General features: G+C 62.0%; 43 protein-coding genes, 8 tRNA genes and 1 pseudogene. 2 read left to right on the top strand and 50 right to left on the bottom strand.

Annotated features, from left to right (window positions below; translation table 11 throughout):
- Positions 1-65 precede the first annotated feature (65 nt).
- From ACFXIV_RS04115 to ACFXIV_RS04075, 9 genes are all read right to left on the bottom strand, one after another.
- Positions 66-1,394 (bottom strand): PBSX family phage terminase large subunit, encoded by a 1,329-nt coding sequence (locus tag ACFXIV_RS04115; RefSeq protein WP_379400290.1) that lies wholly within the window; start codon positions 1,392-1,394, stop codon positions 66-68.
- Complete coding sequence (locus tag ACFXIV_RS04110) at positions 1,391-1,879, bottom strand: helix-turn-helix domain-containing protein (RefSeq protein ID WP_379400291.1); 489 nt, start codon at positions 1,877-1,879, stop codon at positions 1,391-1,393. The genes ACFXIV_RS04115 and ACFXIV_RS04110 overlap by 4 nt, the downstream gene beginning before the upstream one ends.
- Before the next feature lie 46 nt (positions 1,880-1,925).
- On the bottom strand, positions 1,926-2,099 hold the full coding sequence (locus ACFXIV_RS04105) for a hypothetical protein (RefSeq protein WP_379400292.1): 174 nt from the start codon (positions 2,097-2,099) through the stop codon (positions 1,926-1,928).
- Positions 2,100-2,125: 26 nt separating this feature from the next.
- Positions 2,126-2,863 carry a hypothetical protein gene (locus tag ACFXIV_RS04100; RefSeq protein ID WP_379400293.1) on the bottom strand — a complete coding sequence of 246 codons (738 nt, stop codon included), beginning with the start codon at positions 2,861-2,863 and terminating at the stop codon, positions 2,126-2,128.
- A 77-nt stretch (positions 2,864-2,940) separates the two neighbouring features.
- Complete coding sequence (locus tag ACFXIV_RS04095) at positions 2,941-3,237, bottom strand: hypothetical protein (protein WP_379400294.1); 297 nt, start codon at positions 3,235-3,237, stop codon at positions 2,941-2,943.
- Positions 3,234-3,398 carry a hypothetical protein gene (locus ACFXIV_RS04090; protein ID WP_379400295.1) on the bottom strand — a complete coding sequence of 55 codons (165 nt, stop codon included), beginning with the start codon at positions 3,396-3,398 and terminating at the stop codon, positions 3,234-3,236. Before ACFXIV_RS04090 ends, ACFXIV_RS04095 begins: the two co-directional genes overlap by 4 nt.
- Positions 3,395-3,640, bottom strand: coding sequence for a glutaredoxin family protein (locus ACFXIV_RS04085; RefSeq protein ID WP_379400296.1), 246 nt, complete (start codon positions 3,638-3,640; stop codon positions 3,395-3,397). The genes ACFXIV_RS04090 and ACFXIV_RS04085 overlap by 4 nt, the downstream gene beginning before the upstream one ends.
- Positions 3,641-4,073: 433 nt before the next feature.
- On the bottom strand, positions 4,074-4,616 hold the full coding sequence (locus ACFXIV_RS04080; RefSeq protein WP_379400297.1) for a hypothetical protein: 543 nt from the start codon (positions 4,614-4,616) through the stop codon (positions 4,074-4,076).
- Positions 4,613-4,849: a hypothetical protein gene (locus ACFXIV_RS04075; protein ID WP_379400298.1), complete on the bottom strand. Its 237-nt coding sequence runs from the start codon at positions 4,847-4,849 to the stop codon at positions 4,613-4,615. Before ACFXIV_RS04075 ends, ACFXIV_RS04080 begins: the two co-directional genes overlap by 4 nt.
- 122 nt (positions 4,850-4,971) lie before the next feature.
- Here ACFXIV_RS04075 and ACFXIV_RS04070 point away from each other — a divergent pair, with 122 nt between their 5' ends.
- Entirely contained in the window at positions 4,972-5,493 is a 522-nt protein-coding gene (locus ACFXIV_RS04070; protein WP_379400299.1) for a hypothetical protein, read from the top strand.
- Between the two features lie 569 nt (positions 5,494-6,062).
- On the opposite strand, the gene ACFXIV_RS04065 is transcribed toward ACFXIV_RS04070, so the two are convergent.
- The 17 genes and pseudogenes from ACFXIV_RS04065 to ACFXIV_RS03985 all read right to left on the bottom strand — a co-directional run.
- On the bottom strand, positions 6,063-6,296 hold the full coding sequence (locus tag ACFXIV_RS04065; protein WP_379400300.1) for a hypothetical protein: 234 nt from the start codon (positions 6,294-6,296) through the stop codon (positions 6,063-6,065).
- Between the two features lie 29 nt (positions 6,297-6,325).
- Complete coding sequence (locus tag ACFXIV_RS04060; RefSeq protein WP_379400301.1) at positions 6,326-6,514, bottom strand: hypothetical protein; 189 nt, start codon at positions 6,512-6,514, stop codon at positions 6,326-6,328.
- 159 nt (positions 6,515-6,673) lie between these two features.
- Positions 6,674-6,748: transfer RNA gene (locus tag ACFXIV_RS04055), tRNA-Pro, on the bottom strand.
- 235 nt (positions 6,749-6,983) lie between these two features.
- A tRNA-Glu gene (locus ACFXIV_RS04050) sits at positions 6,984-7,056 on the bottom strand.
- Positions 7,057-7,061: 5 nt separating this feature from the next.
- Positions 7,062-7,143 (bottom strand) — tRNA-Leu (locus ACFXIV_RS04045).
- Between the two features lie 5 nt (positions 7,144-7,148).
- Positions 7,149-7,222 (bottom strand) — tRNA-Leu (locus tag ACFXIV_RS04040).
- 86 nt (positions 7,223-7,308) lie between these two features.
- Positions 7,309-7,383 (bottom strand) — tRNA-Met (locus ACFXIV_RS04035).
- 5 nt (positions 7,384-7,388) lie between these two features.
- Positions 7,389-7,462: transfer RNA gene (locus ACFXIV_RS04030), tRNA-Gly, on the bottom strand.
- 562 nt (positions 7,463-8,024) lie between these two features.
- Positions 8,025-8,096: transfer RNA gene (locus tag ACFXIV_RS04025), tRNA-Trp, on the bottom strand.
- Between the two features lie 467 nt (positions 8,097-8,563).
- A tRNA-Leu gene (locus ACFXIV_RS04020) sits at positions 8,564-8,634 on the bottom strand.
- Between the two features lie 132 nt (positions 8,635-8,766).
- Positions 8,767-9,474, bottom strand: a complete 708-nt coding sequence (locus ACFXIV_RS04015) for a tRNA(His) guanylyltransferase Thg1 family protein (RefSeq protein ID WP_379400302.1) — start codon at positions 9,472-9,474, stop codon at positions 8,767-8,769.
- Positions 9,471-9,989, bottom strand: coding sequence for a hypothetical protein (locus tag ACFXIV_RS04010; RefSeq protein ID WP_379400304.1), 519 nt, complete (start codon positions 9,987-9,989; stop codon positions 9,471-9,473). Before ACFXIV_RS04010 ends, ACFXIV_RS04015 begins: the two co-directional genes overlap by 4 nt.
- Positions 9,986-10,600: a hypothetical protein gene (locus tag ACFXIV_RS04005; RefSeq protein ID WP_379400305.1), complete on the bottom strand. Its 615-nt coding sequence runs from the start codon at positions 10,598-10,600 to the stop codon at positions 9,986-9,988. Before ACFXIV_RS04005 ends, ACFXIV_RS04010 begins: the two co-directional genes overlap by 4 nt.
- Complete coding sequence (locus ACFXIV_RS04000; protein WP_379400306.1) at positions 10,601-10,870, bottom strand: hypothetical protein; 270 nt, start codon at positions 10,868-10,870, stop codon at positions 10,601-10,603.
- Positions 10,870-11,211, bottom strand: a complete 342-nt coding sequence (locus ACFXIV_RS03995; protein WP_379400307.1) for a hypothetical protein — start codon at positions 11,209-11,211, stop codon at positions 10,870-10,872. The genes ACFXIV_RS04000 and ACFXIV_RS03995 overlap by 1 nt, the downstream gene beginning before the upstream one ends.
- A 28-nt stretch (positions 11,212-11,239) precedes the next feature.
- On the bottom strand, positions 11,240-11,362 hold the full coding sequence (locus ACFXIV_RS03990; RefSeq protein ID WP_379400499.1) for a hypothetical protein: 123 nt from the start codon (positions 11,360-11,362) through the stop codon (positions 11,240-11,242).
- A gap of 153 nt (positions 11,363-11,515) precedes the next feature.
- Positions 11,516-11,836 (bottom strand): annotated as a pseudogene (locus tag ACFXIV_RS03985) (NUMOD4 motif-containing HNH endonuclease); the annotation flags it as partial.
- 178 nt (positions 11,837-12,014) lie between these two features.
- Here ACFXIV_RS03985 and ACFXIV_RS03980 point away from each other — a divergent pair.
- A complete protein-coding gene (locus tag ACFXIV_RS03980; protein WP_379400308.1) occupies positions 12,015-12,722 on the top strand; it encodes a hypothetical protein in 708 nt (235 codons plus the stop codon).
- Here the strand turns inward: ACFXIV_RS03980 and ACFXIV_RS03975 are convergent.
- From ACFXIV_RS03975 to ACFXIV_RS03860, 24 genes are all read right to left on the bottom strand, one after another.
- A complete protein-coding gene (locus ACFXIV_RS03975) occupies positions 12,712-13,128 on the bottom strand; it encodes a hypothetical protein (RefSeq protein ID WP_379400309.1) in 417 nt (138 codons plus the stop codon). The genes ACFXIV_RS03980 and ACFXIV_RS03975 overlap by 11 nt on opposite strands.
- 303 nt (positions 13,129-13,431) lie before the next feature.
- Positions 13,432-13,794 carry a hypothetical protein gene (locus ACFXIV_RS03970; protein ID WP_379400310.1) on the bottom strand — a complete coding sequence of 121 codons (363 nt, stop codon included), beginning with the start codon at positions 13,792-13,794 and terminating at the stop codon, positions 13,432-13,434.
- A complete protein-coding gene (locus tag ACFXIV_RS03965) occupies positions 13,772-13,969 on the bottom strand; it encodes a hypothetical protein (RefSeq protein WP_379400311.1) in 198 nt (65 codons plus the stop codon). Before ACFXIV_RS03965 ends, ACFXIV_RS03970 begins: the two co-directional genes overlap by 23 nt.
- Positions 13,966-14,142 (bottom strand): hypothetical protein, encoded by a 177-nt coding sequence (locus tag ACFXIV_RS03960; RefSeq protein ID WP_379400312.1) that lies wholly within the window; start codon positions 14,140-14,142, stop codon positions 13,966-13,968. Before ACFXIV_RS03960 ends, ACFXIV_RS03965 begins: the two co-directional genes overlap by 4 nt.
- Positions 14,139-14,483: a hypothetical protein gene (locus ACFXIV_RS03955; protein WP_379400313.1), complete on the bottom strand. Its 345-nt coding sequence runs from the start codon at positions 14,481-14,483 to the stop codon at positions 14,139-14,141. Before ACFXIV_RS03955 ends, ACFXIV_RS03960 begins: the two co-directional genes overlap by 4 nt.
- A 470-nt stretch (positions 14,484-14,953) precedes the next feature.
- Positions 14,954-15,190 (bottom strand): hypothetical protein, encoded by a 237-nt coding sequence (locus ACFXIV_RS03950; RefSeq protein ID WP_379400314.1) that lies wholly within the window; start codon positions 15,188-15,190, stop codon positions 14,954-14,956.
- A complete protein-coding gene (locus ACFXIV_RS03945; protein WP_379400315.1) occupies positions 15,187-16,860 on the bottom strand; it encodes a TROVE domain-containing protein in 1,674 nt (557 codons plus the stop codon). The genes ACFXIV_RS03950 and ACFXIV_RS03945 overlap by 4 nt, the downstream gene beginning before the upstream one ends.
- 489 nt (positions 16,861-17,349) lie before the next feature.
- Complete coding sequence (locus tag ACFXIV_RS03940) at positions 17,350-18,006, bottom strand: hypothetical protein (RefSeq protein WP_379400316.1); 657 nt, start codon at positions 18,004-18,006, stop codon at positions 17,350-17,352.
- Positions 18,003-18,569, bottom strand: coding sequence for a hypothetical protein (locus tag ACFXIV_RS03935; protein ID WP_379400317.1), 567 nt, complete (start codon positions 18,567-18,569; stop codon positions 18,003-18,005). The genes ACFXIV_RS03940 and ACFXIV_RS03935 overlap by 4 nt, the downstream gene beginning before the upstream one ends.
- A complete protein-coding gene (locus ACFXIV_RS03930; RefSeq protein WP_379400318.1) occupies positions 18,559-18,774 on the bottom strand; it encodes a hypothetical protein in 216 nt (71 codons plus the stop codon). Before ACFXIV_RS03930 ends, ACFXIV_RS03935 begins: the two co-directional genes overlap by 11 nt.
- 268 nt (positions 18,775-19,042) lie before the next feature.
- Positions 19,043-19,177, bottom strand: coding sequence for a hypothetical protein (locus tag ACFXIV_RS03925; RefSeq protein WP_379400319.1), 135 nt, complete (start codon positions 19,175-19,177; stop codon positions 19,043-19,045).
- 98 nt (positions 19,178-19,275) lie between these two features.
- A complete protein-coding gene (locus ACFXIV_RS03920; protein WP_379400320.1) occupies positions 19,276-19,803 on the bottom strand; it encodes a hypothetical protein in 528 nt (175 codons plus the stop codon).
- 24 nt (positions 19,804-19,827) lie between these two features.
- A complete protein-coding gene (locus ACFXIV_RS03915) occupies positions 19,828-20,295 on the bottom strand; it encodes a hypothetical protein (protein ID WP_379400321.1) in 468 nt (155 codons plus the stop codon).
- Positions 20,288-21,211, bottom strand: coding sequence for a DNA polymerase beta superfamily protein (locus ACFXIV_RS03910; RefSeq protein WP_379400322.1), 924 nt, complete (start codon positions 21,209-21,211; stop codon positions 20,288-20,290). Before ACFXIV_RS03910 ends, ACFXIV_RS03915 begins: the two co-directional genes overlap by 8 nt.
- A complete protein-coding gene (locus ACFXIV_RS03905) occupies positions 21,208-21,456 on the bottom strand; it encodes a hypothetical protein (protein ID WP_379400323.1) in 249 nt (82 codons plus the stop codon). Before ACFXIV_RS03905 ends, ACFXIV_RS03910 begins: the two co-directional genes overlap by 4 nt.
- Before the next feature lie 9 nt (positions 21,457-21,465).
- Positions 21,466-21,714 (bottom strand): type II toxin-antitoxin system HicA family toxin, encoded by a 249-nt coding sequence (locus ACFXIV_RS03900; RefSeq protein ID WP_379400324.1) that lies wholly within the window; start codon positions 21,712-21,714, stop codon positions 21,466-21,468.
- On the bottom strand, positions 21,711-21,995 hold the full coding sequence (locus ACFXIV_RS03895) for a hypothetical protein (protein WP_379400325.1): 285 nt from the start codon (positions 21,993-21,995) through the stop codon (positions 21,711-21,713). Before ACFXIV_RS03895 ends, ACFXIV_RS03900 begins: the two co-directional genes overlap by 4 nt.
- Complete coding sequence (locus ACFXIV_RS03890) at positions 21,985-22,545, bottom strand: hypothetical protein (protein ID WP_379400326.1); 561 nt, start codon at positions 22,543-22,545, stop codon at positions 21,985-21,987. The genes ACFXIV_RS03895 and ACFXIV_RS03890 overlap by 11 nt, the downstream gene beginning before the upstream one ends.
- Positions 22,542-22,796, bottom strand: a complete 255-nt coding sequence (locus ACFXIV_RS03885; RefSeq protein ID WP_379400328.1) for a hypothetical protein — start codon at positions 22,794-22,796, stop codon at positions 22,542-22,544. The genes ACFXIV_RS03890 and ACFXIV_RS03885 overlap by 4 nt, the downstream gene beginning before the upstream one ends.
- Positions 22,793-23,071, bottom strand: coding sequence for a hypothetical protein (locus ACFXIV_RS03880; RefSeq protein WP_379400330.1), 279 nt, complete (start codon positions 23,069-23,071; stop codon positions 22,793-22,795). The genes ACFXIV_RS03885 and ACFXIV_RS03880 overlap by 4 nt, the downstream gene beginning before the upstream one ends.
- A complete protein-coding gene (locus ACFXIV_RS03875; protein WP_379400331.1) occupies positions 23,071-23,394 on the bottom strand; it encodes a hypothetical protein in 324 nt (107 codons plus the stop codon). The genes ACFXIV_RS03880 and ACFXIV_RS03875 overlap by 1 nt, the downstream gene beginning before the upstream one ends.
- Positions 23,391-23,726 carry a hypothetical protein gene (locus ACFXIV_RS03870; protein ID WP_379400332.1) on the bottom strand — a complete coding sequence of 112 codons (336 nt, stop codon included), beginning with the start codon at positions 23,724-23,726 and terminating at the stop codon, positions 23,391-23,393. Before ACFXIV_RS03870 ends, ACFXIV_RS03875 begins: the two co-directional genes overlap by 4 nt.
- The gene (locus ACFXIV_RS03865) at positions 23,726-23,920 is read right to left on the bottom strand and encodes a hypothetical protein (protein ID WP_379400333.1); all 195 of its coding nucleotides are present in this window, start codon (positions 23,918-23,920) and stop codon (positions 23,726-23,728) included. Before ACFXIV_RS03865 ends, ACFXIV_RS03870 begins: the two co-directional genes overlap by 1 nt.
- Positions 23,917-24,135 carry a hypothetical protein gene (locus tag ACFXIV_RS03860; protein ID WP_379400334.1) on the bottom strand — a complete coding sequence of 73 codons (219 nt, stop codon included), beginning with the start codon at positions 24,133-24,135 and terminating at the stop codon, positions 23,917-23,919. The genes ACFXIV_RS03865 and ACFXIV_RS03860 overlap by 4 nt, the downstream gene beginning before the upstream one ends.
- Positions 24,136-24,193 lie beyond the last annotated feature (58 nt).

Genomic DNA, 24,193 nt, shown 5'->3' with positions numbered 1-24,193 from the left:
TCTCTCCTCGTTTCGGTTCATGCACAGTGTATTTGCGGACGCAAACCCGCCAATTTCGCTGTTTGCTATGCCGCGTCCAGATCGGGGTCCTGGAGCTGGCGGCCAGGTAGCGTACCCAGTTTGATGTGCCGGCGCCATTTACGTTCGGCAGTGACAAGTAGATACCGGGTGGCGTCGATGCCGTGATCGTTCAGTTTGATCACTTGGTCTTTGCCCTCGGCGCTGACCTTCCCATCCCAAACGTATGCCGGGATCTCTTTCAGCAGCTCCGGACAGCGGTCAGTGAACTTCAGCCGGCCCGCACCGATCAGGGCGATCATCGTGCGGATCCCGTAGGTGACATCCTTGTTGGCTTTGAGCGAACTGAGACCGTCTTGTTTAAGCTGCACGCGGAAGTCCGCGGCTGAGGAGTCGACAACTACCGATCCGGTCAGACGAGGCGGGTTGTCGGGGTCGTCGCTGGGATGGTGGGCGGTGTCGATCCAGTCCCGAATACCTTGCGACAGCTGGACGTTGGACCATCGCACGGATTCGTTCGACGCCTTATACCGCCATTCGTCCATGCAGTACAGGACGTCGTCAACGCCGTGGCCGATCATCACCGCATGGGTGGGATTGGTTGTGCCATGGTCGACTCCGATGCCGAGAATCCACCGCATCTGCGGCAGATCCTCCCATGCGACCACATGTAGGTCGGGATCGAAGCTGTCGAACACCGCACCTTCGGCTGCCACCCATTCACCGCGGATGAACCGCTTGTAGAACACTCCGGTGAATTCGGCCTTCTTGCGTGCGATGTAGTCGGCACCGAGCTGGGGGTTGTCGTCCATGTAGAACTGGAAGACCTTGACGTCCATCCCAGGCTCGCCCGCGCGGTCCATGAACTTCTTCTTCAAATAGTGCTCCGGGTTGTCCGGGTTCGTCGTCGCCAGGCAGCGGGCTCCGGGCTCAGACAAGCGGCCCTGCAACTGTGTCCAGAAGTTCTCCGGAATCAGGGTCGCTTCGTCGACCATCGCCAAATACGCGGTGGAGCCTCGAATTTTCGCTTCTGCCGCTTCGTCGTTGGCGCCGACGAGGTGCACGACGCGGCCCAGAATGACCGCGGTGCTCGAGCCTCGCGTGTGGTGCACTTCCTTGGCGAGCAGCCCGTAGAGCTTCTCGTTGCGCATCACCTCGAGGATGTTGCGCTCGATCGTCTGCAACGTCCGCCCGATGATCAGGATGAGAGCGCCTTCCGGGGCGGACTCGACGGCGATGAAGAACGCGAGGATGGAGGCGATTGTCTTTCCGGAGCGGATTGCGCCGGTCCAGATCGTGATCGACGCTGTCTCGCATCCGACGATGGATGCGATCTGTTTGCGCGACATGGGGATAGGCAGTTCTGCCAGGTTCACGCAGCATCGGCCTCGTCGGATTCAGCGGCCTCACTGTCGGCAGCCTCGTGCGCCGAGTGGAGGGCGTGCAATACGTCGACCAGTTGGCCGACCATCGACTTGGCTTCCCCGCTGACGTTGCCCTTGGCGTCAGCGACGGCTTTGAGTTCAGCAGCCTTGTAGCTGCCGGTAAGCCGGGCGCGTTGGTCGATGATCGCGAGGGCGCGGTCGATCTTCCAGGTGTCGCCGTGGGTTGCGTCTTTCCAGATGCCTGCCCACATCGCGTCGAGGCGGGACAGTTCGATCTGCAGGTATTCGTCGGCCTTCTCGCGGGTGATGTCGGCGAGCGCGTGCTGGATGTAGTCGGAAATGGTCGACTTGTGCAGTCCCATTTCCTCAGCGATTTGAGTTTGATTCAGCCCGGACAGGCGCAGTTCGAGCGCGCGTTTGCGGCGCTGCTGAACGTCGTGCACTTCTTCGACAGGCTTGGTTTTCTTACGTGCCATTCGGCGGAACCTCCAGGATGCGCGGCGGCTCCTGGCCGGTCCGCGATCAGGTGGTGGGAACGGCTGCCACCTGGGCAAGCCGGGAAACGGGCACGATCAGGGCGTGCCCGTTGGTGAGTGACGTGATGAGCGCACGTCCACGCTCGATGCGGGTGATGCGGTAACGGCCGCGGCCGTCGAAGGTCACCAGGTCGTTGGATCCAAGCACTTCGTGGCGCATTGGCCGTCACCAATCATCAGAACGAGTTAGGCGGCAAAGCCTTTGGCGGCTTCCCACGTCTTGAACGCCGCCACCAGGGCAGCGTCAGCAGCATCGGAGGGAGCCGGCGTGGGCGCTGGTACGGGGCTGGGCGCCACGGTCGGGAATGGGCCGGGCTGCCCGGTCAGCGCCTGGTAGTTCGCGTTGAGGCTGGCACCGTCGATCGCAGCGGGTGAAACACCCTGTGCAGTCAACCAATCCAGGTCAAGAACCGTCCAGACCTCATCGAAGTAGCGTTGGAAGAAGTCGACACTGAGCTTCTGTGTCTTGCCCCACGTGACGCAGGTGAAGCTCGAAGCGTCGTAGGCGCCGATCGGGACGCAATGGCCGCCCTCGATGCGGGACCGAGGGACCACAGTCCACGGCTTGCCCGCGTTGAACTGATCCATCGCGCTGGCCGGGAAGTTCATGCCGGTGTAGACGGCACCGAAAAGGCTGATACAGGCGCGGATCGTAGCCAAGTCGGTGGCCTTGATCTGCGCGTACGCGGCGATCCGGTTACCGCCGACACCGGTTGTGTGCCAGTACTTCAGCGCGTCCTGGAGGGTGGCGCCGACGTCGGTTGACGGCTGGCCAGGCCGGTATCCGGAGATGGCCTCGTACATGGTCAGTACATCGGCGTCAGCGACGGGCGCATCCTGGTGCTGCCCGTACCAGTTGATTTGCTGGGCGACGTGTCCGGCGCCGGCCGCGGTGCAATCGCCCAGGCTGTCGTTCAGCGACATGGGCCAGGACGGCACTTTGGACAGCCAGTCCGCAGAGGCAGGTGGGGTGTAGCCGCGGAGGTGGTCGGCGGTGATCGTCAGGCGTGCGGGGCGTGGGTCGTGTGGGAGACGACCGAACGCAAAAGTCTGAGGCAAGACGTTGAGACTCTCAGGAGAATGGTGAACGGATCAACCTGGCGGGGTATGAGATTCGCGAGGTGAAGGGCGGTGACCGCGATCGCGGTTCGGGTCATGACCGGTCTGTGTTGGATCGCGCGGTCGACACCTTCGGATAGCAGTTCACCGGGTGGCGCGATCAGTTCTGCGCCGATCACAGCCGCTCCGACAGCGAGCCAGAGGTCACCGGATTTGATCCGGGCACGGAAGGTGCTCATCCCTCCTCCGAGTCGTCCTCGGGGACAAGCACGATGGGCTGCATCGGATTCTGAGAGATCGCCGACCAGAGAGCGGTGACCAGATCGGTGGCTGAGACTTGGACCGGTTCGGGTGTCTCGATGTGGAGTTCGAACCAGAGGAACTTCAGTCGAAATTTCATGGGAACTCCGTGCCAAGGGCAACTGCCTTGGTGAGCTTGTCCGGCGAGTAACCTGTCCAATGGTCTTCTCCCGCAACAACAACCGGTGCCTGCGAGTAGCCGAGACTGCGAATGTAATCGAGAGCGGCGTCGTCTTCAGTGACGTCGACCTTCCGGTATTCGGCACCGAGCGCGTCCAGCTTGCGAATGGTCGCCTTGCACGGCTGGCAGTCCGGACGGCTATAGACAGTGATCTCCGGCATCAGGCGTCGCCCAACGGCCTCCGCGATTGGATCGTCGATAATTGGAAGCCTCCGGGCGTTGCTGCTGGGTGTTGTTTGAGGCCCGCCGCGGCGCGGGGTAGCGGGCCGGCGCGGCGGGCTGGTCGCGGCGCCCATGGCTGCCTGCGACCCGCCACCTAGAGACCCTGCTACCCGTCGTGATGCGGGTGGCCCCTTGCCGAATGGGGCACGAGGGTGGTGGCGAAATCTGTTAAGCTTTTGGCTGAACGCCCCAGTGATAATTCGCCTCTGCGTTACGCAAGCGAACTCGCCTCTACTGCGCCTCTGTCAAAAAGGCACGCGAGATATGCGCACTGGGGCTTCGCCATTTCTTGCGGTAGGTGTTCTCTGGGCAGCACCGCCACTACCACTGCGTTACCTCGATGCACGAGGTCGCACTACGCGTATCGCGCAGTTAAGACTTGTTGCGCTGGTCGGAGAAGTCAGACCAGCTGACTGTGATCGAATTTATTTCGCCTGGGGCGCCGACGACGGCGATCGCGGTCTCAGGTTGATACACCAGCTCGGAGAGCGTCAATGACGACCGCTGTCCGTTCTCGTCCACTGTGAGGTGGACGTTCTCCCCACGATCAACGAAGGCATTGAGGATGTGCTTCGTGGCAGGGTGGTCGGTCGCCAGTTCGGTCCAGGATTCACCCTCGGCGAACGTGTGAATCAGGTTGAAATCCTTGTCCCACAAACGGCGAATCGCCTGGTGGGGCTTGATCTCGTGCCCGATCTTCACGACGCGGGCAAAGAGGGTAAGCGTCACCTTGACTGGCTCTTCTGCATTCACAGTGACGCCGTGCACGATCACTGGATCGTCGGCGGGCGCGAGTACGCGCTTGCCGTTGAGGCGGATCTCGTTCGGGACCACGATGCCGCCGGCACCGTCGCGGTTCGCGCGGGAGGTCTTCTCGATGATCTCGATGTCAACGCAATCGGGAATCTCGTTCACTTGCCGCCTTGCTTCCTATGTTGAGCCGAACCTGGGTAGTAATGGAAGACCTCGTAGAAGTACTCGGTCGCCAACCCGTTCGCCTTCTCGATCGACATGTATTGCAGGAGTTGCATTCTCAAGGTCCGCCACGGTGTGGGGCTGTCGGCCCACTTGGCGAGACCTGGACCCGCCAACCAGTACTCGTTGAGGTCCTTCGACGCACCAACCGTGCCAGGTCGTTGATCGACCACGACTCGTCGCCTCCTTCGCGGTTGAAACCACCTCGATGGATCTAGCTCAGCGCCAAGGGTTTTCGTCCTGAGCCTCGTCACACCTTCGCGGACTTGTGACCCATTGCGGCTACCCTGTGCACGTGGAAATCACAATGGACAGGTACCGCCAGCTCACAAAGCTCGCGACGACGCAGAGTGGGCAGCACTCCAATGAGGCACCCAGCGATGTCGTCTGTGCCGTCGCAGCTCTTGTTGGAGATCGAGACGTCGAGGCCAGCTACATCCGCTACACCCCAAACGGAAAGAGCACGGAGTGGTTCGGGCTGTGGATCATCGGCGGCGGCCTCGCTCACGTCAGCGTCACGTATCGGGAACAGCAATGGACCGCTATCCGCGAGCGTGATCAGAGCCTCGGACGATATAGCAAACCTACGCAGGTCTGCAGCTGGTACCGCTCGCTGGACTCCATCGACCGACTGACCTACGGCCAGGTCCAGGGGTACCCCACTGGAACTGAGGAATCCTTCAAACTCTCCGGCGACGTGACGCTTCACTTCCGCGATTCATCCACGCCGATCACACTTGGCTACGGTCCCGCCCACCAAGACAGCGCAGACGAGTTGCTTCTGAAGCTGCGCGACTGGGTCGGGCAGCAGCGCTGAGGTTGACCGGGTCCGTCTCGTACTCGTCGCGCCATCGGGCCAACGCCCACTTCTCGCGGCTCCGGCCGCCTCGGACGCAGCAGCCGCGCGAACACGACCAGCGCATCATGCCTGACATCCGGCTCCTGCTGGTGATGCGCGATATGCTCGCGGTACTGGCTGATCCGGGTCCAAGCAGCCGGGTAGGTCAGACGTCACACTCGCTCCAAGTCCCGGAGCAGATCCTGCCTGAAGCCGCTCCGACAGGGGCGGCTTCAGTGGTGTTCAGGGCGAATACATCTGAAAAAGGAAACCGCGGATCGCGTTTTGGATCCGGGACCACCGCGACCGTCCACCGCTGCCGAGGTACACAACGATCGACTGCGCGCGGTCGATCCGGAACTCTTGCGACCCCGGTTGCCCGTCGCGGTACACGACCCACGGACGATCGCGGCACTGGTCGAGATTCACCACGACCAAACACCGATCGGGGCTTCCATGTGCAACTCAAGGGTGCGGATCGGCTGGTGGCAGAACAGGCGGATGATGGCAGCGAAATCCATTGAGGCTCCTGGCGGGAGAAGGAAGGGTCAGACGCGAGGAGGCCAGTTCCAGTGGCCGGGCGTCGGTTCATCGGCACGCCGAACGACGGTCTTGAACGACGCGCCGTTGGGATAGAACACGCACAGGTCGACGTAATCCGCGCCGGTATGCGCGGGGCCTCCAACGCCAGTCACGAGGGCAGCGAGCGGTTCGGATAGATACTCGCCGCCCGGAGTGCCGTAGGACTGGTAATGGACGATTCGACCGACCGAAGGGGTCACTGGCTTCTCCTGGCTTGGAATAGGTTGCGCTACAACTGGATCGGATCACCGATCGTGGCTCCGTTGTCCTCGCGCTGCGCCCAGAAAAGCTCTGGGCTGCCGTTCTCGTCGAGGAACAGAATCCATCGAGAGCCGTCGCTGCGTTCGCCCTCAATGAGGCCGGACCAGTCACTGGTGATCGATGGGTGTGCGTACCGTTCGACGCGGATGTTCTTCATAGATGCTCCTGAAAAGTGTTGCCGGAACATCCATCCGGGCCAAAACTGTGTGTGAGGCCGAATTCCCGAGCGACCTCTACTCAGACCGAACCTACCCACCAGCAGGGCGTCCCAGCTCTCTGTTGACCGACTGGCTTCTACAGTCGTCTGGTCATATTGTTCGGGTGGCGGGATTCGAACCCACGTATCTCGCTCCCAAAGCGAGTGCCCTAGGCCAAGCTGGACGACACCCAAAGAAGCCCGCCGAAGTTTGGAAGCTTCCGCTCCAGCCTTGGCGGGCATAGTTGTTCGTGCAGCGTCAGCCGATCACAGCGGTCAGCACGGCGATAAGGACCTTGCCGGCCAGTTCAGCGACGCCGACCCAGTCGATGGCGGACGAGGCAGCAGACAGAGTAGACAGCATTACGGGACTCCTAGATCAGGGGAAGACCACTCGGGATCGAATGGGGCACAGTGCAACAGCGCACAGTGGCCTCGATGGGAATTGAACCCACGTGGCCCTGAGTGAAAGTCAGGGTGCCTTACCAACACAGCACGAGGTCATGAGTGCGTAAGGAGGGAGTCGAACCCTCAAACCCGAAGGCGCTGGAGCCTAAATCCAGTGCGTATCCCATTTTCGCCACTTACGCGCGGGTGCCCTTCCCGCGATTCGAACGCGGAACTACCGCCTTTTGAGAGCGGCTCCTCTACCCGTTGGGACAGAAGGGCTCGGTCCGGCTGGATGGAATCGAACCACCTGTGCCCGAAGGCGGGAGGTTTACAGCCTCCGTGCACACCATGTGCTCAACCGGTCGATGCGATGGCCGGATTCGAACCGGCGACCTAGAGTTTATGAGACTCCCGAGCTAACCGAACTGCTCCACATCGCAATGCGTGAGGATACCGGGATTTGAACCCGGGGTTTCAGGGTGGAAGCCTGACGTGTTAAGCCGCTAACACTACATCCCCATCATGGCTATTCGACCGGGCGCGCTCCGATCAGGTTGCCAACCTGGCATCGCATTTGCCGTCAGATGCCATGGCGGTTGCGGAATACAGAGAACTCGAATCCCAAGCCCGAAGGCTCAACACCGCTAGCAACGGGTTCCGGCTCCCTTACCGGTTTGTCTTCCTTACCCGGTCGCGCATAGATCGGACTTACACATTGCCGATGGCCTATCGCCTTACCGGTTGCGGAAAGCTGAGGAGTCGAACCCCCGGGACGCAATGCCCGCCTCCGGTTTTCAAGACCGGCTGGCCCCCACAGGCCGGAACCTTCCATCATCGTCGCCCTGCCTGGGCTTGCGATACAACAACGTTCGCAGAACCTGGGCAGCGCAGCAACTGAATTTCGAAGCGAGCGCCGGACGTTCATTCTCGTCCGGCGACACCGCCATGTAGTCGCCCATCGAGATGGACTGGTGAGCTTTGACCTCACTGCTCGGGGTGTCTAGGCCCCCGCAATAACGTGCGCGGCGTGGAGTGTATGCCACTGTTGCCCCGACGACTCTCTGTCGACGGACCGCACTTGCACGGACGGGAAGGATCGAACTTCCGACGCGCGGTTTTGGAGACCGCCGCTCTGCCACTGAGCTACGTCCATTCGCGGGTTCGGCTCACCAACCGTCCGGATGGCTGCCGAACCCGTCTCGCAGGCTACGAGCCTCGCCTGAGCGAGTGATCCCGTATCCCGCTTCCGGCCCCTCCGCGAAGAGGCCAGCAAAGCACGCGCGTTATCCCGGCGATCAACTCGGGCACCGCAATTGCGGCGGACTTGAGACGCGCCCCTCAAGCTCTTTCCAATGTCCTCAGGGGGAGGCCGAAGCCCAGCGTTACCCGAGGCGAAGTAGAGAGGTGGGGAGTTTCCTAGGCTCCGACCGGGGCACGGACCGTAAGGATAGGTACCCGGTGCTGCGACTTGCCCGCTGAGGCATCAGTTTCAGGCCGCTAAGCCCTCCCCTATCAGCCACTTGGCCGTCAGGTTCCCGACATCGCACACATTCGCGGCCCGACCACGCAGGTAGCCGCTCACTCTGTCACCACCAGCACAGCTAGCTAGGCCGTGCTTTGCTCCCCGCCCTGGAATCGAACCAGGTACATCCCGCGTTTGGGCGGGCGCTCTACCAATGAGCTAGCCGGGAACTTTGAAGTTGTTGCCGCAGAACACCCCTCAGCCGGGACGCCGACCGGATTTTGGATAGAACTCTGGCAAGACCTCACGGTAGCAGCCGATTTCTTGAAATCGCCCGCTGTTCATAACGAATTGATAACACTCAACCCGCGAGGGTTGAGACTCCCGTCTCACCGTCGCGAATCACAGCGTCGAGGTACCGATCGATCGTCTCGTACGTGAACCGGTCATGCCGAACCGTCTTGTTCTTCAAGATGATCGAACCGTTCTTCTCCTGACCAGACAGATCAGCCCAGTTCACGCCCTTCTCCAGCATCAGCATGTCGTGCAACTGCTGACGGTTCTTGCCGTGGCATTCCTTGTGGGAGAAGTGCGCTCGCGCCAACATCTGCAGGCTGTTCCGCTCCCAGTCCTGCTGCCGCCACACGAACATGTTCGGCACATCCTCACGCGGCACCACGAACGCCCGCGAATCGAACGCAGCCAGCCCCGAATGGTAGTGCATCTGCATGTTGAAATGCCCGGTGAACAGCGAGGCCGACAGGGACACAAGCTTGTTCAGCTCGTACCCGAACCAGCCCTTGGTGTCATGGGTCTCGAAGTCGGTGAGCAGGAACGTCGCCTCATCGGACTGCACGTAGCCGAGCTTGAAACCCTGCATCCCCCGCGCGGTTCCGACTGCGGCCATGACCATGGCGTCCATCAGCGTGTGGTCGAACGGCTTCTTCATGCCGCGGGTGAATGTGTGGAAGGCTCTACCGTCCACGCGGATGATCACACACGAACGCGGTGTGAGTTTCTGATTGTACGGCGCTTCGTACGCCTTCATCCGGTCACCAAGACTGGTCATGCCGCCTTCTCCAAATCCTCGACGCGCTCACGCAAGCGAGCGACCTCTGCTTCCGCTTCTTCGCGCAGCTGGTGCGGTGTCTTCCCGCTGGCACGCCGCACATTCAACACGAACCGCTCCCCCGTGTCGGGGTCGCGAACCCACATCTCCATTTCGAGGTAGTTCTTCGCGCTCGGGTTGTCCGCGAACATGCGGGTTGCCAGTAGCCCGACTTCCTGCTTGATCTCCTCGGGCGTCGCTACCGAGATGCCGTCACGAAGGCTCGTGAGCATCCCTTCGCGCTCGGTCTCCAGATGCGCCTTCGCGGCCTCGATCTTCTTGCGCGCACGCACATTCTTGTACCGGGCCGCTTCGGGGATCCGTATCCGCATCACCTCGGGCCCGTAACCGGCAGGCCCAGCGTTCGTTTCGACAACAGCGCCCGGGTAGGCGATGTCGATCACTTTGAACAGGGTCGCGAACACGTCCATCGGCAACGGCAAGCCGATGTCGACAGTCACGTAGTCATCGGTCATGCTGCGGCCACCAATCCGTGGCCAGCGAGCACGCCCGCAACGTCCGGCGCCGACCAGCTGGCTGGCTTGAGCACCTTCTCGCCTTCGTCACGGATCACTTTGCCGTCCACCAATTTCCGCATATTCGAGGCGTGGACTTCCTTCCACAGCGACTTCAACGGCAACTGCAGGGCCGCGGCGAGAGCGAGACTCGCGCTAATCAGGGTTGCGACATACGCTTCGGTCAACTCGATGTAGCGGTCGTCGACCATCTCGACCAGTCGCGCATAGAAGCGGGTGAAGTCGTCGGGGCGTGGCACTTGCGGCGTATCGACGTAGATGTCCCAGGTAGGCGTTCCAGGCACGTCGGTAAGCAGGCTGACTCGACCCAATTTGATTGGAATACAACCTATCCGCAATCCCAACCCTGCCGTCACGTAGATGACGTCGACGATGCCGTCCGCCGTCGCTACCATGTCCCGCGACTCAAGGCCGGAGCACAGTTCAGCGACCTCCTCGGCGATCAACCGCAGCGCGAGGTCGACGTCCTCGTCCGCCGGCCAGCCTGGCGTGTCGAGCATCGCGACGCCGAACGCCTTTCCGAATTCCGCGACATCTGTCCAGATCGTCATTCAGGCCGCCGCTTTCGTCGCTTCGAGGTCCGCGTACGTCATCGCGCGCAGGACACGTTCGTGCAGGGTGTTCAGGATCTCGCGCATCTCCGGCCAGTCGCCGCGATCGAATGCCAGCTGCAGCTGTGTGCCGAGCGCGCCGATCTCGTGCTGGACGACAGCGATGTCGGTAGCGGTCGGGTGCTTCCAGAGGCGATGCGCCTCCAGACGGCCAGCGTCGACCACCGCACCCAGAGACAGGACCTGGTTGCACTCAGTGCATTTCGCCATCAGATGACCTGTGTGATGGTTGCTGCGGCGGGCTCGGTGAGCTCGGCGACAATCTCGCGCAGGACCGCTTGCTCTTCCTCACCGAGTGTCAGTGCGGTTGCCGACCAGTCGATCGGGGCTTCAGCAAGCCTGGTGGCGAGTTCGCGGATAGGGCCGGGAAGTTGGATGGATCGTCCAGATGGGACGTGGACGATGGTCATCTTCCCAGTGAATACGGGTTTATCGCCGCCGTTGACCTTCCCGACTTCGGGAGTGATTGCGAGATAGTCGCCGAACATTTCGCCGACGACTTCTAAATATCCGAAGTCCGCTGTAGCGACAGAAACAGTTGTGAGAGTCATTGCGGATTGATCTCCTTGCACTTCGTCATCAGGCCGCCTTGGTCTCGGCATCACGAATGATGCGTTCGTAGTAGGAATCTGCGATGCGGTCCAGGTCAGGCATCAGGTCCTTGTGGTAGTACACGTAGGAATTGGCCCGGGAGCATGCCAAACACGCACGGTGGGAGCCTCCCCTGCGTTCTGCGAACCTCATTGCCGAGGGAACCAGATTGGGTTCTTCCAGGGGATGGTTGCGGGGACAAGCAGCCTTCCGCGCGTGTGGATGGGTGCCATGCAGCACTTGATCAGAGATGTTCTCGGCCTGTGTGCCCCATGTCAGGTTGGCCGCCCGATTGTTCCGCGGATTCCCATCCAAGTGTCGAGCAACCTTGCCATCGGGACGAGGGCCATGGAACGCCGCGCAGACCAAGAGGTGCACGTTCCGCTTGAGTGCTCGCCCGCTGTGCTGCAGGGAGACAGCGAGATAGCCGCCGATCATGATGGCTGGCTTCAGAATCTGCCCACGATATGGACGGCGCCTGCCATCACGAAAGATCACGGTCCTGTCGCAGGACCGCACCTGCCCTTCGCTCGAGACCTCGTAAAGGTGTTCCCATCCAACGACCGGCCGCCACTCCTCAGTCACGCTGCTGCCCTTACGGCTTCGAGGTCGACCACGGCGGCGTAGTTCGCGTTTACAGGAGAATCGACATTCACGCTACACAGAATACAGTGCAGTGGATTGCACTGTCGAGGTGAAATCTCCCCCGAGGGCAATGCTTCGGCCTAGGATTCCTACAACTCGAACGCCACGGGGGGAAGCCATGGACGACCTGCCGAATGACCGAGCGGACCAGCCGCTCCCGGCACAGGAGCCTCGACATGCGGTGATCGTTGGGAGCTCCGGCTATCAGGTCAACTACTTTCGCGGCCCCGGCTTCCTATCGTCGCTGGCAGCCCTGCTCCGGCGGCCCAAACCTCCCGTAGATGCTGCGGCACAGAAGCTTCAGTTCTCTTTCCGCTTTCTGAATCACTCACTGTGGCAGTCGACCATCACGTTCGCGCTGAGCATGATCATCACCACAGCGGGCGCGGTCATCTTGCTTCTCGGGGCATCGATGGCGTTGAGGCACGTTGGTGAGCAACGTGTCAATTACACGGGTGTCGTCACGGGCCTCTCCGGAGTGATCATAACCACCTGCGGCGGCGCCTTCTCCGTTCAAGCGAACAAGGCTCGCCAACATGCGAAGGAACAAGTCAAACAGGTCCACGAGGACCTGAAAGAGGACCTGGCCTACGACAGGCAGCAGAGGGAGCAAGCGCGCGAGCAAGAGAAGAAGGACCAAGCGAATGACCGTGCGGCCGTCAAGATCGACAAGATCAAGGACGATGATCTGCGGGATCGATTGCTTGCAATCAGCGCGCTCAACGAGCTCGGATTGACCCCCAACCCTGTCGACCTGACGAAGCATCTGCCGATGAAACAAGTAGAGTCAGAACGTCTTCCAGACGATGGGCAAATCACATCGTAGGAGGTTCGACCTCACGCTGCGCCTCAACTGGAGACTCCTGCGGACTCGTGCGGGCAGCTTTGTAGAGCTGCCACGTCAGCCATCTCATCGGCGCTACGACCTGGGTGCCGTTGCCAAGTTCGACCACCATCACGGCACCGATGTGGCCACGGAAAACGGCCAGGAAACTCCGCAGACGAATCACACTGCGAAAGAAAAAGATAAAGGCAACAATACCTCCCTTTTTCATTTCTTCAAGCGTCTCTCGCAGAGGTCCTAGCGCATCGGATTTGGCACGCTTGAGCGCATTTCGGATCTCGAGTTTCCAAGTCTCTTGATGTCCCGCGGCCAGCGTCGACCGAAGTTCCGGCCCGGAGTATCGATCTTCATCTGTAAAGACCAAGGCAGGTATCACGGCGGGGTTCATCGGGGGCACCAGGAAGCACAGTCGGATTCCGACGACCTGCACAGGGGCTAGGCCCGCGTTTCGAACGATGACCGTCGCTTCGGCCCTGCCATCTTCGTAGCGCTGGCGTCTCGGAATCGACGCGGAGACCCGCACCCGCGGCCCTGCCCTCAGGTAGGTAGCCGAGGCAACGAAGAGAGCCAGCAACGAAACGGCCGGCGATGCGTAGCTAAGCCAAACTGGCGCACTCTGCATCCAAGAGATGCTAGCCGAGTGTGAACAACACTGCGCCAGCAGGGATCTCGCTCATAACGTGCCGACCAGTCAGTCACGGTCGTCCTGTTCATCCTTGTCGCCGCCGAGCAGCAGGTGGACGATGCGGCGCACGTCATCGGGTTCCCAAACCAGGTAGCGGGTGTCGGGGTCGTAGTAGCCCTCGCGGTCTACGTCCAGGTCGACGGGGTAGGAGACCCCGGTCGTATCCATAGCGCGCTCACGTTCGAAGAGCTCCTCCGAGCTGCGGGCGTCAGGTGTGTCGGTGCTGCGATAGTAGAAGTCGTCGATATATCCGCAAGGTCCAGCGAAGATGTCGAGCGATTGCGGCCAGCCGCTTCCTCTGCCGGGGCAGGCCTTGAACGGCGTGCCTTTCGGCATCGTCATCAGCTCAGCCTTGCTGACGATCTTCACTGGTTCCTCCAGAGGCCATTGGCTCGACGAGCGGGACAAGGCGCAGAACGTCCTGTCCGAACTCGCCGATGTGCGGCAGGCCGGGCTTGGATTCGTTGTTGGTGACGGCGATGTCGTACTTGGCGACCAGATCCCAGATGCCGTCCCAGAACACATCGTTCGGCTTCCAGTTCACGCCGCCTCCAGGGCGAGGTCACGGACCAGGCCGTCTGCAATGTCCATCGCGCGCGCCCACGTACCCACGAACGCGTACTCGTGCGTACGCCCGTCCGGCAACGTGAGCAGGACCGCCCAACCTTGTGTGTGCCCGTAGATGCCGCGCACCGAACGGACTTGGACACGACTCACTCCTCGCCCCACACGCTGCGCGGGTTCGCCAACACTGCGAGGGCTTTTGTCATCGAGATCGTCGAGTCCTGGGATTGGGCGTTTGGCGCCGGCGAGTTAGTGAGCGTAATGCTCCATTTGCGACCTGTGGTGATCGCGAGGAACAACAGCCGTTCCATGGTGGGTTCGTCGTGGTAGCGGCGCAGGTAGTCGGGGGTGTCTACGACTTGGCCGTGCCGCAACAGAATGTAGTGGCCGCCGGAAATCCATTCCCAGCGGCCCGCTTTCAGCCCGTCGTCGATGGCTGAGGCCAGCTGGGCTTGCTTCGGGGTGAGTTTGACGTCTTCACGAACAGTGATCACGCGGGCTCCTCGCCAGATTTGAATTGCGGGACAGCGCGAATCGGTTCTCGCGGATCACCAGATCGCCGGCTTCCCATTCGGCGTCAAATCGAACCTGCTACCTGCTTGCATGGTGTAGCGGCCAGAAGGTTCGGTCTCGACTGTCATGAGCGGCTTACCAGCTGACCACATGCTCACGGCGTAAATCTTGACCGTTGGGGTCTGATGGACCTCCTTGTATCGCCGCCGGAGTTGCCACCATCGGCGCGCAATGGGAACACGGCGGGGTGGCACGGGATCGAGGATCGGAAAATGCCACACAACCGTCCCGCCTTCCGAGAATCGGTATGTCCGAGGCAGTCCAGTGCCGAAGAGCAGATTTTGGTCGAGACCTGGGCCGGGTTCGCCGTGGTGGAGTTTGAATACGACCTCATCGCCGACCTTCTTGTCCAGGTAGCACTGGAGGTCTTGTCGGATTCGTCCGGAGAACGTCATGCTCCCCTCGCTCCGGATTGCCGACGCTTGATGAGCCCATAGATGTTCGCCCCGCCGTAGGTGAAGGCGGACAGCAGGAACCACCATTGCCGCGTGGCGATGGCGTACGCGATCCAGAGCGCTTGGACTGCGAGCCCGATACACGGGCCTACCAGCGATTGCGAGCGGTAGACGAGGATGAGTCCAGTCACGCCGATCGTCGTCAGCGCGAAGGACCACCAGAGTGAGATCACGCTGCTACCTCGCTGGCCATCAGCCACGGCCAGGCTCCGTCGTGTCCGGCTTCGAGTAGCGGAATCAGCTTGAAGCTCGCGTCGCTGAGGCCGCCGATCGTGTGCCGGTACGGGCCGCTCGCCGCATGCCCTGCCTTGTAGCCCGCGAGGTTCCACGTGTACAGCGGTGTCTTCTCGGGCAGCGCGCGGCCCACGTTGCCAGTCGCGTGCGTCTGCTCATCGGTCAGGATAATGACGCGGTCGTGGCCTTTAAAGTGCGCGCGCAGAGCACCAGCGGTGTCGGTGCCGCCGCCGAGGAAGTAGCCGCCGGCCTTCCACCGCTCGACAGCCTTGAGCAGTGATTCGCCGTCCTTCGTGGGAAAGGTCTTCGACAGCGGAATGTCGTAGTACCCGTATCCCTTCGGGCCGGGCGCGTACCCGCGGAACGCGGCCGAGTAGGACACGACGTCAGCGTTTGCGGCGCGGCGCGCGACAGCGAGACCGAATACGGTTGCCGCGTCCCACCGCTGGAGAGTGCCGTCCTTCGAGAACGTCTCGTCCATCGAGCCGCTGGTGTCGATCATGATCAACGTACGGCCGTGCAAGGCAGAGATGTTCGCAAGCGACGCATCGAGCGCCTGCTCCAGCGCCCACGCCCACCGCAACGACGGCGCCGCGTTATAGGCCGACAAATAGCGCATAGGCAACTGACGGCTCTTCGCAACCTCGGCCGGGTCGGCAAGCTTGGCTGCTACCGCAGCGGCGAGCGCGTTTGACACCTTCGCTTCGTCGAAGTTCCGGAGGTTACGTAGGAGGGCCATGTAGCCCATCGACGGGATGATCGCCTCCCACCGCTTCGCCGTCCACGCGCCACCGAGCAGTGACGGCAGCGCCTCCCACGTCATGCCCGCCGCGTTGAGAGCATCAGCCGCGCTGCCGTGGAGGTCGTGGACACCGAACAGGAACTCCTCAGCCCGCTTCGGGCCCAACGCGCGCAGGGCAGCGTTGTCGCGCACCATCAGCAGCGACGCGGGGATATCTTTGGCGCGGTTGTGGCGGCGGTCGAGGGCATGCTCGTACAGATCGCCCTGCTGCTTGTCGTTCGAGAACGGGTGGACGAGGTCGATGACATCGGCGAATCGCCAACCGTGGCTAGCAGTGTCGTACTTCAGCATCGCGTACTCGCTGTACAGGCGCTGCACCGCATCGGCCACACCGCGGATCACAGGTTTGGGAAGTCGGCGCCCGTAGTTCGAGGTCCAGTACGCGAGCATCTCCCCCGGTTCGTCGGCACGCTGCAGCACAGACCGGATGACTTCCCGGTTGCCGCCGTGGATTCCGGCGTCGATGCGCGCTTTCACGTACTCGGCCGCTCCGACCAGAGATGCCGAGCGCAGGTTCGCTTCAGGACCTCGCAGCCACCACAGCAGTCCGCGCGTCCATTCGCCATCCTTGACGGCCATCTTGCGGATCAGGGCGCGGTAGCGGTCATCTCGCGTGAGCGCGTCTTCGTAGGTGGTCGCCTCGCCCACCATGTTCGACACCGCGAGCAAGTACAGCTCAGAGCGGTTGTCTCGGCGGGCGCCTTCGCCGCCTTCATGGGTGGTGATCGGCTTTTTGCCGGCCTTCGTCTTGATCGGGCCGACTGCGGTATTCGCTGCGCGCACGCGGGTGGTGTTGTATTTCGACACGAAAATGCCTCCCAACGGTTCCTGGCTTGTGTTGGGAGGCAGTCAGATTAGGGTGCTGACATCAAGTTGAGGTAGGTATTTGCGGGTTCGAACCGCGGCTCCCAGTTGTAGCTGGGAGTTTCATCCAAAGAAGTAACCCACGTCTTCGGACCAGCACCCGTTCTGAAGTTCTCCCGGATCGTCCCGGGTTGCCTTGGGAGGCATCACAGGAGGCGCTGACATCAAGGGCGAAGTAGGTGACGTTTACGGTGCTCTGCCATTGAGCTACACCCGACCGTGTCGTGTGACGGGATTCGAACCCGCAACCACCGGCTCCCAATGCGAAGTAACCCACTTCTATCGGACCAGCGCCCTGTGAAGTTGTATCCCGAGGTCAGGTCGTGGACGGCGGGTTTCATTGGAAGTGAAGTATCCGTCCGCTTTCGCACCGGGATTCGATGCTTAGTGCACTCTACACTACTAGATGCAATGCATGCAACTCGCGCGTGTCTACTCCAACACACCCTCAGGCAGACCGGCGCCAATCAGCTCGGCGAGCATCTGGAAATGCTCAGGCGCCCACGTGGTTTCGCATGCGATGCAGCGCGCCGAAGACCGGTCAGCCTGCAACACATACCGCCGCACCTGCTCCCCCGACCCGTCGTCAGCATGGATCATCGTCTCGCCACACGCTGGGCAGGCCGCCCGCAGTTCCCACATGTGCGTCACCTCGGTCGGCAGCAGCACGCGGGCACGCTCCACCCACGCCAGGACCTCACGCTCCATCCGCCGCAACTCCCCCACGTCTTGCGGCCGCCACTTGTAGTCGACAAGCGCATACAGCCGACGCGCGGTGAGCGGGAGAGACGCTGGCTCGGCGGGGATTTCGGGCCACCACACTGCTACGCGTTGATCGATCCGGATGACGAGCGAGATCGCGTCCGTCCAGCCGGGCGCGGTCGATGCCGGAGCGGGCCGGATGAACGTGTCCTCGATCCGTTCGCCGTGTCGGGCTTCGAGGAGTTCGGTGTAGAGGCTGCCGCGGACGATGCGCTCCGGGCCGTGGTCACGTTCGACGGTGTCGGGGCGCAGTCCGATGAGCGCGTGCACAGCATCAGCGAGAGCGGCCTGGGCGCCGGCGAGTAGTTCGCTTGTCGCTTCGGTCATCCGTGGAGGTACACCTCTCGCGCCTTCAGGACGCGCATCACGTGTCGTGCGTCTTCGAGCGCGTTGTGTTGGCCTTCGGTCTGCTCGGGCGGCACAAACTCGGGTGTGAGTTCGAGTGCCTGCTGAAGGTCGTGGGTCCACATCGGTATGCCAGCGGGAAGGTGGATCATGGATCCCCAGAGTTGGCAGAGGGCGACGTGGTCGTAGGCCGAATGGTCGGCCCACAGTTCAGGTTGCGCTGAGCCGGTCAGGAATTCGCGCACCTCGTTTGCAATCACCCACTTGGGTTTCACGAGGGTCGACGTCTTGTCGATGGCGAAGGACCACCGGAAGCCTGTAAGCGTGGAGGGCTTAAGAGGCTGGCCGCCGATCAGCGGCAGCGTGGATACGACGTGACTGCAGAGCCAGTTATCGTTGCGGATGGCGTCCCAGGGTGCCTCCGAGTTGACCGCGTAGTATTCGCGCCCATCCTGGCCGACGATGCCGATGGAGATCAGCTCGATCGTCTTGCCGTTCTCAACGAATTCGGTGTCGTAGGCGTAAATCGTGCGGTCAGCGTGCAATGTGTGCCTCTCTCCGTGTCTTCTCGATCTTGGCGGCGATCTTGGCAACTTCGTCAACGGACGCGTTCAGCGAGATCGACGGCGTGGCGATGCTTTTCGGTGCGTTCCGCGCTCGGTCAGCGCGTCGGAGGTAGTAGACCGTGAGTCCGCTGCACGCCAGGATCGCGATGGCCAACAGTAATGTCACGATGTCGACGAAGCTCATTCTGCGCTCCCTGGGTTGTCGCCGAATCCGAGGTCGGCGGGTGTGATCGGCCGGTTGAAGTGCTGCAACGCATGAACGTTCATGAGGGCGCGAATGTCGGAATCGACGAGTGGCGGCCCTGACCACATTTCGCATCCGTGGGAAACACAGTGGATGTGCTGCATCTGGGAGCGGCTACGCATCGTCGATTCCTTCACCGCCGGCGGTGAGCCAGCGAAGGAGCGCCGGCGCGCCCAGAAGCCACGCCACCACCACCGCGAGGGCGCAGCTAATTGCAATCCGGTTCATCAGGTTCGTCCTCCGAGTCGTAGTCATCGGAGAAGACCGCCGTGGTGCGTTTCAGGTTGCAGAACAGGTCGGGACGCTGTTCACCGAAGTCGCTGCTTTCGCTGTTCAACTTCAATTTGCCGACTCCTTGCCGATGTTGATCAGAGGCTATCGGCGGGGTCAAACCAGAAAGCGCGACAACGCAATAACGTTGCCGCGCTTTGAGTTGCTGAACTATCCGTACGAGCAATTCATGTGCCAGGCAGGTCCACCGTCGGGAACCTGCAGTTCAAGAACCTCGATGAACCGCGCGAGATGCTCCGACCACTCTGGCGCTAACTCCAGCGGCGCCAGCTGGATCGATCCCCAATCGCTGACGCGCTGCACGGATGCTTTCACGCGTACCGCCCACGTCGGGTCACCTTCGGAGTAGCCGTACTGATCCAGCTCGACGGGCACGCTCGCAAGCAACGCAGCACGGTGATTCCGATTAGCGGCGTAGACCTGGTATGCCTCCGAGTTCTGTTCATACTCGGTGACGAAAACTCGCCAGTCGATGAATGAGAGGTCTTGGTGGTCCGATCGTGCTGGATAGTCGTCAGGCAGCTCCGCATGTTCCCAGCCCAGACGGCGCGCGAGTTCGTCTTTCCAGTCCCCTGATTCCTGCCACCATCGGGGCGCGAGGGACTCCCACGTGTCGTGGTCTGTCATGTCGCCGAGGTCGTAACCCCAATACAGGTCAGCGCTCGGGCTGTGGCCCATTTCGATTCTCCTAGCCTTGATCGGTCACACTGAAAGTTCTTCTGGCCCGCCGCGTTTGGATGCGCGTTGAATCAGCGCGATCCTTTCGTCCCAACCGTCCGGCTTCGAGAAGAACGATGGGTCGCAGGCGTACAGCACGATGTCGCTGCTGATCGGCACTACTGGGGACTGCCGCTTCGCCTGCTCCGCCAAGCACAGGTCTTCGATCAGTTTCAGGCGACGGGCGCTCTCCAGTGCTTCCGCCTGCCAGCCGCGGCGGGACCTCCACACGTGGTCGAGCAGACGGGACTGTGCCACGCGCTTGTCTCGATTGGTGTCTCGGCGCCGCCGAATCACCCCCAGCTCGGACTCGCTGCCGAGCGCACGGGACTGCCACAAGCGGCGAGACCTCCACAGGCGCACTACCGCTCGATTCGCGCGCATACGGGCATGGCGTTCGCCGAACAGGACGGCCTTGAACAAGCGGGCCTGATACGGAGTGACGTCATCCATTGGATCCCCCCAAGAGGTTGTTGGTCTCCCACCACTGCTGGTAGGTGTCGGTCAGCCACCGATTGATGGCCGCGCGGTCGGGGTGCTCGGGAAGGTCCGCGTGCACGGCGAGGTGATTGAGCTCTGCGAGCAGATGGGCGGCGCGGTCGAGCGCCTCGTCCTTGGTGTGTTCGCCGCGGCGCAGCTCTTGAAGCCAGGTGCGGTCAGGCTCCGGGATGGGCAGGGTGATGCGGCCGGTGGTCAGCAACTCCACGCCCTGGAGACCAAGCCGGACCATGTGGTAGGCGAATTTTGAATCGAATCCGTACTGTTCGACCAGCTCTGGCCGGTTGGTGTGCTTCTTCGACTTGACGCCGAGCAGCTGGTCACGCTGGCTGACGAGATAACCGGCGAACCGGTGCGCTACTTCCCGTGACAGCCACATATGCCGGCGGGATTGAAGGTCGGCGCCGATGTCGCTGTCGATGACGATCTCCTGCTCCGGGATGAAGGCCAGCAGCAAAACGGTCGGGTTGCCCTGTGCAGCCAGGGCCGACCACTTCCGCAGGCTGTACACGGTGAGGTCGAGGTCGCCGGCGCCGGACCGTACGCCTTCGGGCTGGCTGCGGTAGATGTACTGCTCGAACAGCGCCTGGCCGTTCGTGGTGACCGGGATGGTCATGCTGGGTGGCTCGATGCAGACGCCCATCTCGTCGCGGTCGTCGCCGCCGGTGGTGACGCCGTGCAGCCCGGATCCGACCTGGCCGAGGAGCACTGTGTTGTGCGCCGCGGTGAGCGCGTTGCGGGGGCTGCTGTGGGGGTTGCTGCTGGTCGGGTCGACGGGCCACAGGTAGTTGTTGGCGATCTCGTCGGCCATGCTGTGGTTGTCGTAGTAGTCGCGGATCGCGGCGAATTCGCTTGTGCTGTGCGGGTTCATTCCTTGACCTTTCGGGTGACGACGCGGATGTTGTCGCCTTCGCAGGAGTAGCGGCCGCGGTACAGCCAGCCCTCTTCGACCATGGCGGGTGTGAGGGTTTCGTCGAGGTCGCCGTGCCGGCCGTACTTGCGGGCCTTTTCACGCGCATATGCAACGGCTTGGTCAGCGTCGAGGAACACGTCGATATCGGTGTCGAAATTCCGGTCTTCCCAGATGACGACTGCCACCTTCAACAGGTCAGCCATTGGTTTCGCTCACTTCTTCTCTTTGATTCGGTTGGGGTGCTTGCGTTTTCCGGTCCGCGGTTTCAGGGGTCCGGATATACGGGCCAGGTCTGATTCGGCGTTGAAGACCGGGAAGCTCGGACTGGAGGGCACAGACAGGACTTGCCCTGTGGCTGGCCATCTGAGGCGGTGGTGGCCTTTTCCTGAGCGTCCGACGTATTCCCAGCCGATCTTCTTGGCGCGGCGGACGAGGTCCCACGCTTCCTTCTGGCTGGTCATGCAGCGTCCTCGACTTCGTTGATGCTGCCGAAACCCCACTCGATGAAGTCGTCAATGTCGAAGCCTGCGAACTTCGCGATCGACACCGTCAGCGCGGCCAGGCAGGTCAGAGTCGCTACCGGCCGGGCGTTCTCCGCGATAACACGTGCACCGGATTCGTCACTGTCCCGCGCGGCGCGAAGGAGGGCGAATGTGTCACGGACGGCGTCCTTTTCGACTTCGGTCAGGTTCTTGCGGGCTTCGCGGTGTTCAGCTTCGTAGTCATGATTGTCAGGCGGCACGTTTGATGCCTTCCAGGAGCGACAGCTTGTCCAGCGCAGCGAGGTTCGCGGCGGGCATCGGGTCGTCGATTGGTGCGCCGATGATGCGGTGTCCGATCGCCATCAGGATCACGGCGTCGGCCTCGTCGTTGGTGTTGATGTCGATGTGCGGGTAGCGGCGCACCGCGGCAGCGAGCACGGCGTCTTTGCCTGCGTTGCCTTTACCGGTCGCGTATTTGGCGCGGATGGTTGGTTCGACTGGCAGCACGGTGCGGGTGGTGCCGGCGAGGAGGTCGTACATCATCCACCACAGTCCGGACCGGTCGTGCTGGGATCCGGCGACCGATCCGTAGGAGGGCGCTTCAATAACTACGAGTGCGCTTTCCGGGATGACGGGCAGGATGCGGTAGGCGATGGCGCCGAGCCGCTTGTATCGCGTCGCCCATGAATCGCGCTTTTTGCCGGTGGATTCGATGACTGCGCACCACGGCGCCAGTCCGGGTGTGGAGACAGCGATGCCGGTAGCGGTGAGCGATAGGTCGAGTCCGATCACGGTGTCGTAGCTGGTCATAGTTGCTGCCATTTCACGAAGTCGTTGAAGGTGTGGAACTCGCGCCGGCACTTGGGGCACGTGACGGTGTTGCCTGCGGCTTTCCGTTCGAACTCGGCCTGCACGAGTTGGAGGCATGCGGCGCAGGTGAAGTTCTCTGAGCAGTTGTGCCAGTTCGCCCAGTAGTCGGCTTTCGGTGCCGGACCGCACGGCCCGAAGAGGTGGACCAGGCTGCCGCACAACGGGTCTGGCAGCTCGGGTAGCGCGGTCACAGCGGCACCACCCGCGTGTACAACTCGGTGAACGAGCGCACCAAGCCGTCGCAGTAGTTGCATCGCGTGTCCATGCCGTTACGCAGCTCGTCCTCCAGATAGTTCTGCACCGACTGGACACAGCCCGCGCACAGCAGATGTTCCGAGCAGCCGTTGTGAACATCCACCCAATAGTCGGCGGGCGGCGGCACGCCATCGTGGGCTGGGCTGTCGCACCCCATTTCGTGGTCGAGGTGTTCGATGCTGTCGATATCGGGCGCGATTTGCGTGGCCATCAGGCGGCTCTCCTTTCATTCGTCGGCTGCTTCGAGGTGTGCCAGTGCTTCCCGCTCGGGCACTCGTAGGCGCGGACCGGGCGGTGGCCGGCACCGGGTTTGGCCCAGAAATGTCGGATCGCGTTTTCGGCGTGGATCCGGCTGGGGTAGTGGGTTTTATGCGGTGTGGGGCATTCGGGTCGGCCGGAGTTGATGACGTGGAGGTAGAGGGTGGCGGCGGCTTTGCCACGGTCGCTGTGGCTTTCGTGGTGCCCGCACAGGCAGTAGGCGATGTAGTTGCCGCCTGCTGGCCGGACTTCGGTGAGGCGGTGAGCGTCAGTCATTCGACACCTTCTGGCACCTCCCACAGCGATCCGTCCTCGTGCCGCCATTGCGCGCGCCAGCCAGCGATCAGCCGGACCTGCTCGGCCGTGCCTGGCTCGTACTCCTCGAAATCGATGGGGCCGATGCCTTCTTCGTACGAATGCAGTTGCCAGAGTCCGAGGATTTTCGTCGCGGCCGTGCAGTGCTGGCACTCTTTCCACGTCCAGACGTCCCCACCGTCCCTGCCGAACTGGCGGTGATAGACCTCGCCTGGGTCGATGCGGCGGGCGCACATCATGCACTGATGGGCCTTGCGCGCTCGCGGGCGGTGGTGGGAAACCAACTCAGGCATCAGGCGCTCGCCTCCCACGTCACGACGCCCAGCCGGTACTCGTGCCTGCTATTGCGACGGCACAGAGCGAGCTCGCGCTGAGCCTTCTTCTTGTTGGTGAAGACGAGGGTGTAGGCGGCCTCCCACTCGTTCTTCGTTTCGAGACCCCGAACCAGCACGATGTACCCGTGCATGGTTTTCGTCGCAGTGCTCATCGGTCACTCACCCGCCGATACGGCTCCACCTTCGGCTGAACGCCTTTCGCCAAGCACATGGGGCACACGTCGCCGAACTTCTCGGCGATGAACCAGCCGCGGTCCATGAACCAGTCAAGCGGTGGTTCTTTCGGGAATGCCTCGCTCGTTGTGGGGCAGCCGATTTCGTCGCACAACATCACCCACTGGCGGTTCGTGTTGTGAGTGCGCGTCATCGGTTCGTCACCTCTGACGCGTCGAGTTCGGTACGGATGGATTCGCCGATGGCACGCC

It is taken from the genome of Nocardia sp. NPDC059236 (assembly GCF_042754085.1).
Lineage (GTDB): Bacteria > Actinomycetota > Actinomycetes > Mycobacteriales > Mycobacteriaceae > Nocardia.
This window is presented reverse-complemented; position numbering and strand designations above follow the sequence as displayed.

Excerpts from the sequence above, each read along its gene's own strand:
- ACFXIV_RS04110 (WP_379400291.1), bottom strand. The coding sequence starts at position 1,879 with ATGGCACGTAAGAAAACCAAGCCTGTCGAAGAAGTGCACGACGTTCAG.
- ACFXIV_RS04105 (WP_379400292.1), bottom strand. The coding sequence starts at position 2,099 with ATGCGCCACGAAGTGCTTGGATCCAACGACCTGGTGACCTTCGACGGC.
- ACFXIV_RS04100 (WP_379400293.1), bottom strand. The coding sequence starts at position 2,863 with ATGTCGCTGAACGACAGCCTGGGCGATTGCACCGCGGCCGGCGCCGGA.
- ACFXIV_RS04095 (WP_379400294.1), bottom strand. The coding sequence starts at position 3,237 with ATGAGCACCTTCCGTGCCCGGATCAAATCCGGTGACCTCTGGCTCGCT.
- ACFXIV_RS04090 (WP_379400295.1), bottom strand. The coding sequence starts at position 3,398 with ATGAAATTTCGACTGAAGTTCCTCTGGTTCGAACTCCACATCGAGACA.
- ACFXIV_RS04085 (WP_379400296.1), bottom strand. The coding sequence starts at position 3,640 with ATGCCGGAGATCACTGTCTATAGCCGTCCGGACTGCCAGCCGTGCAAG.
- ACFXIV_RS04060 (WP_379400301.1), bottom strand. The coding sequence starts at position 6,514 with ATGAAGAACATCCGCGTCGAACGGTACGCACACCCATCGATCACCAGT.
- ACFXIV_RS04015 (WP_379400302.1), bottom strand. The coding sequence starts at position 9,474 with ATGACCAGTCTTGGTGACCGGATGAAGGCGTACGAAGCGCCGTACAAT.
- ACFXIV_RS04010 (WP_379400304.1), bottom strand. The coding sequence starts at position 9,989 with ATGACCGATGACTACGTGACTGTCGACATCGGCTTGCCGTTGCCGATG.
- ACFXIV_RS04005 (WP_379400305.1), bottom strand. The coding sequence starts at position 10,600 with ATGACGATCTGGACAGATGTCGCGGAATTCGGAAAGGCGTTCGGCGTC.
- ACFXIV_RS04000 (WP_379400306.1), bottom strand. The coding sequence starts at position 10,870 with ATGGCGAAATGCACTGAGTGCAACCAGGTCCTGTCTCTGGGTGCGGTG.
- ACFXIV_RS03995 (WP_379400307.1), bottom strand. The coding sequence starts at position 11,211 with ATGACTCTCACAACTGTTTCTGTCGCTACAGCGGACTTCGGATATTTA.
- ACFXIV_RS03980 (WP_379400308.1), top strand. The coding sequence starts at position 12,015 with ATGGACGACCTGCCGAATGACCGAGCGGACCAGCCGCTCCCGGCACAG.
- ACFXIV_RS03975 (WP_379400309.1), bottom strand. The coding sequence starts at position 13,128 with ATGAACCCCGCCGTGATACCTGCCTTGGTCTTTACAGATGAAGATCGA.
- ACFXIV_RS03940 (WP_379400316.1), bottom strand. The coding sequence starts at position 18,006 with ATGACCGAAGCGACAAGCGAACTACTCGCCGGCGCCCAGGCCGCTCTC.
- ACFXIV_RS03930 (WP_379400318.1), bottom strand. The coding sequence starts at position 18,774 with ATGAGCTTCGTCGACATCGTGACATTACTGTTGGCCATCGCGATCCTG.
- ACFXIV_RS03920 (WP_379400320.1), bottom strand. The coding sequence starts at position 19,803 with ATGGGCCACAGCCCGAGCGCTGACCTGTATTGGGGTTACGACCTCGGC.
- ACFXIV_RS03915 (WP_379400321.1), bottom strand. The coding sequence starts at position 20,295 with ATGGATGACGTCACTCCGTATCAGGCCCGCTTGTTCAAGGCCGTCCTG.
- ACFXIV_RS03910 (WP_379400322.1), bottom strand. The coding sequence starts at position 21,211 with ATGAACCCGCACAGCACAAGCGAATTCGCCGCGATCCGCGACTACTAC.
- ACFXIV_RS03905 (WP_379400323.1), bottom strand. The coding sequence starts at position 21,456 with ATGGCTGACCTGTTGAAGGTGGCAGTCGTCATCTGGGAAGACCGGAAT.
- ACFXIV_RS03900 (WP_379400324.1), bottom strand. The coding sequence starts at position 21,714 with ATGACCAGCCAGAAGGAAGCGTGGGACCTCGTCCGCCGCGCCAAGAAG.
- ACFXIV_RS03890 (WP_379400326.1), bottom strand. The coding sequence starts at position 22,545 with ATGACCAGCTACGACACCGTGATCGGACTCGACCTATCGCTCACCGCT.
- ACFXIV_RS03880 (WP_379400330.1), bottom strand. The coding sequence starts at position 23,071 with ATGGCCACGCAAATCGCGCCCGATATCGACAGCATCGAACACCTCGAC.
- ACFXIV_RS03875 (WP_379400331.1), bottom strand. The coding sequence starts at position 23,394 with ATGACTGACGCTCACCGCCTCACCGAAGTCCGGCCAGCAGGCGGCAAC.
- ACFXIV_RS03870 (WP_379400332.1), bottom strand. The coding sequence starts at position 23,726 with ATGCCTGAGTTGGTTTCCCACCACCGCCCGCGAGCGCGCAAGGCCCAT.
- ACFXIV_RS03865 (WP_379400333.1), bottom strand. The coding sequence starts at position 23,920 with ATGAGCACTGCGACGAAAACCATGCACGGGTACATCGTGCTGGTTCGG.
- ACFXIV_RS03860 (WP_379400334.1), bottom strand. The coding sequence starts at position 24,135 with ATGACGCGCACTCACAACACGAACCGCCAGTGGGTGATGTTGTGCGAC.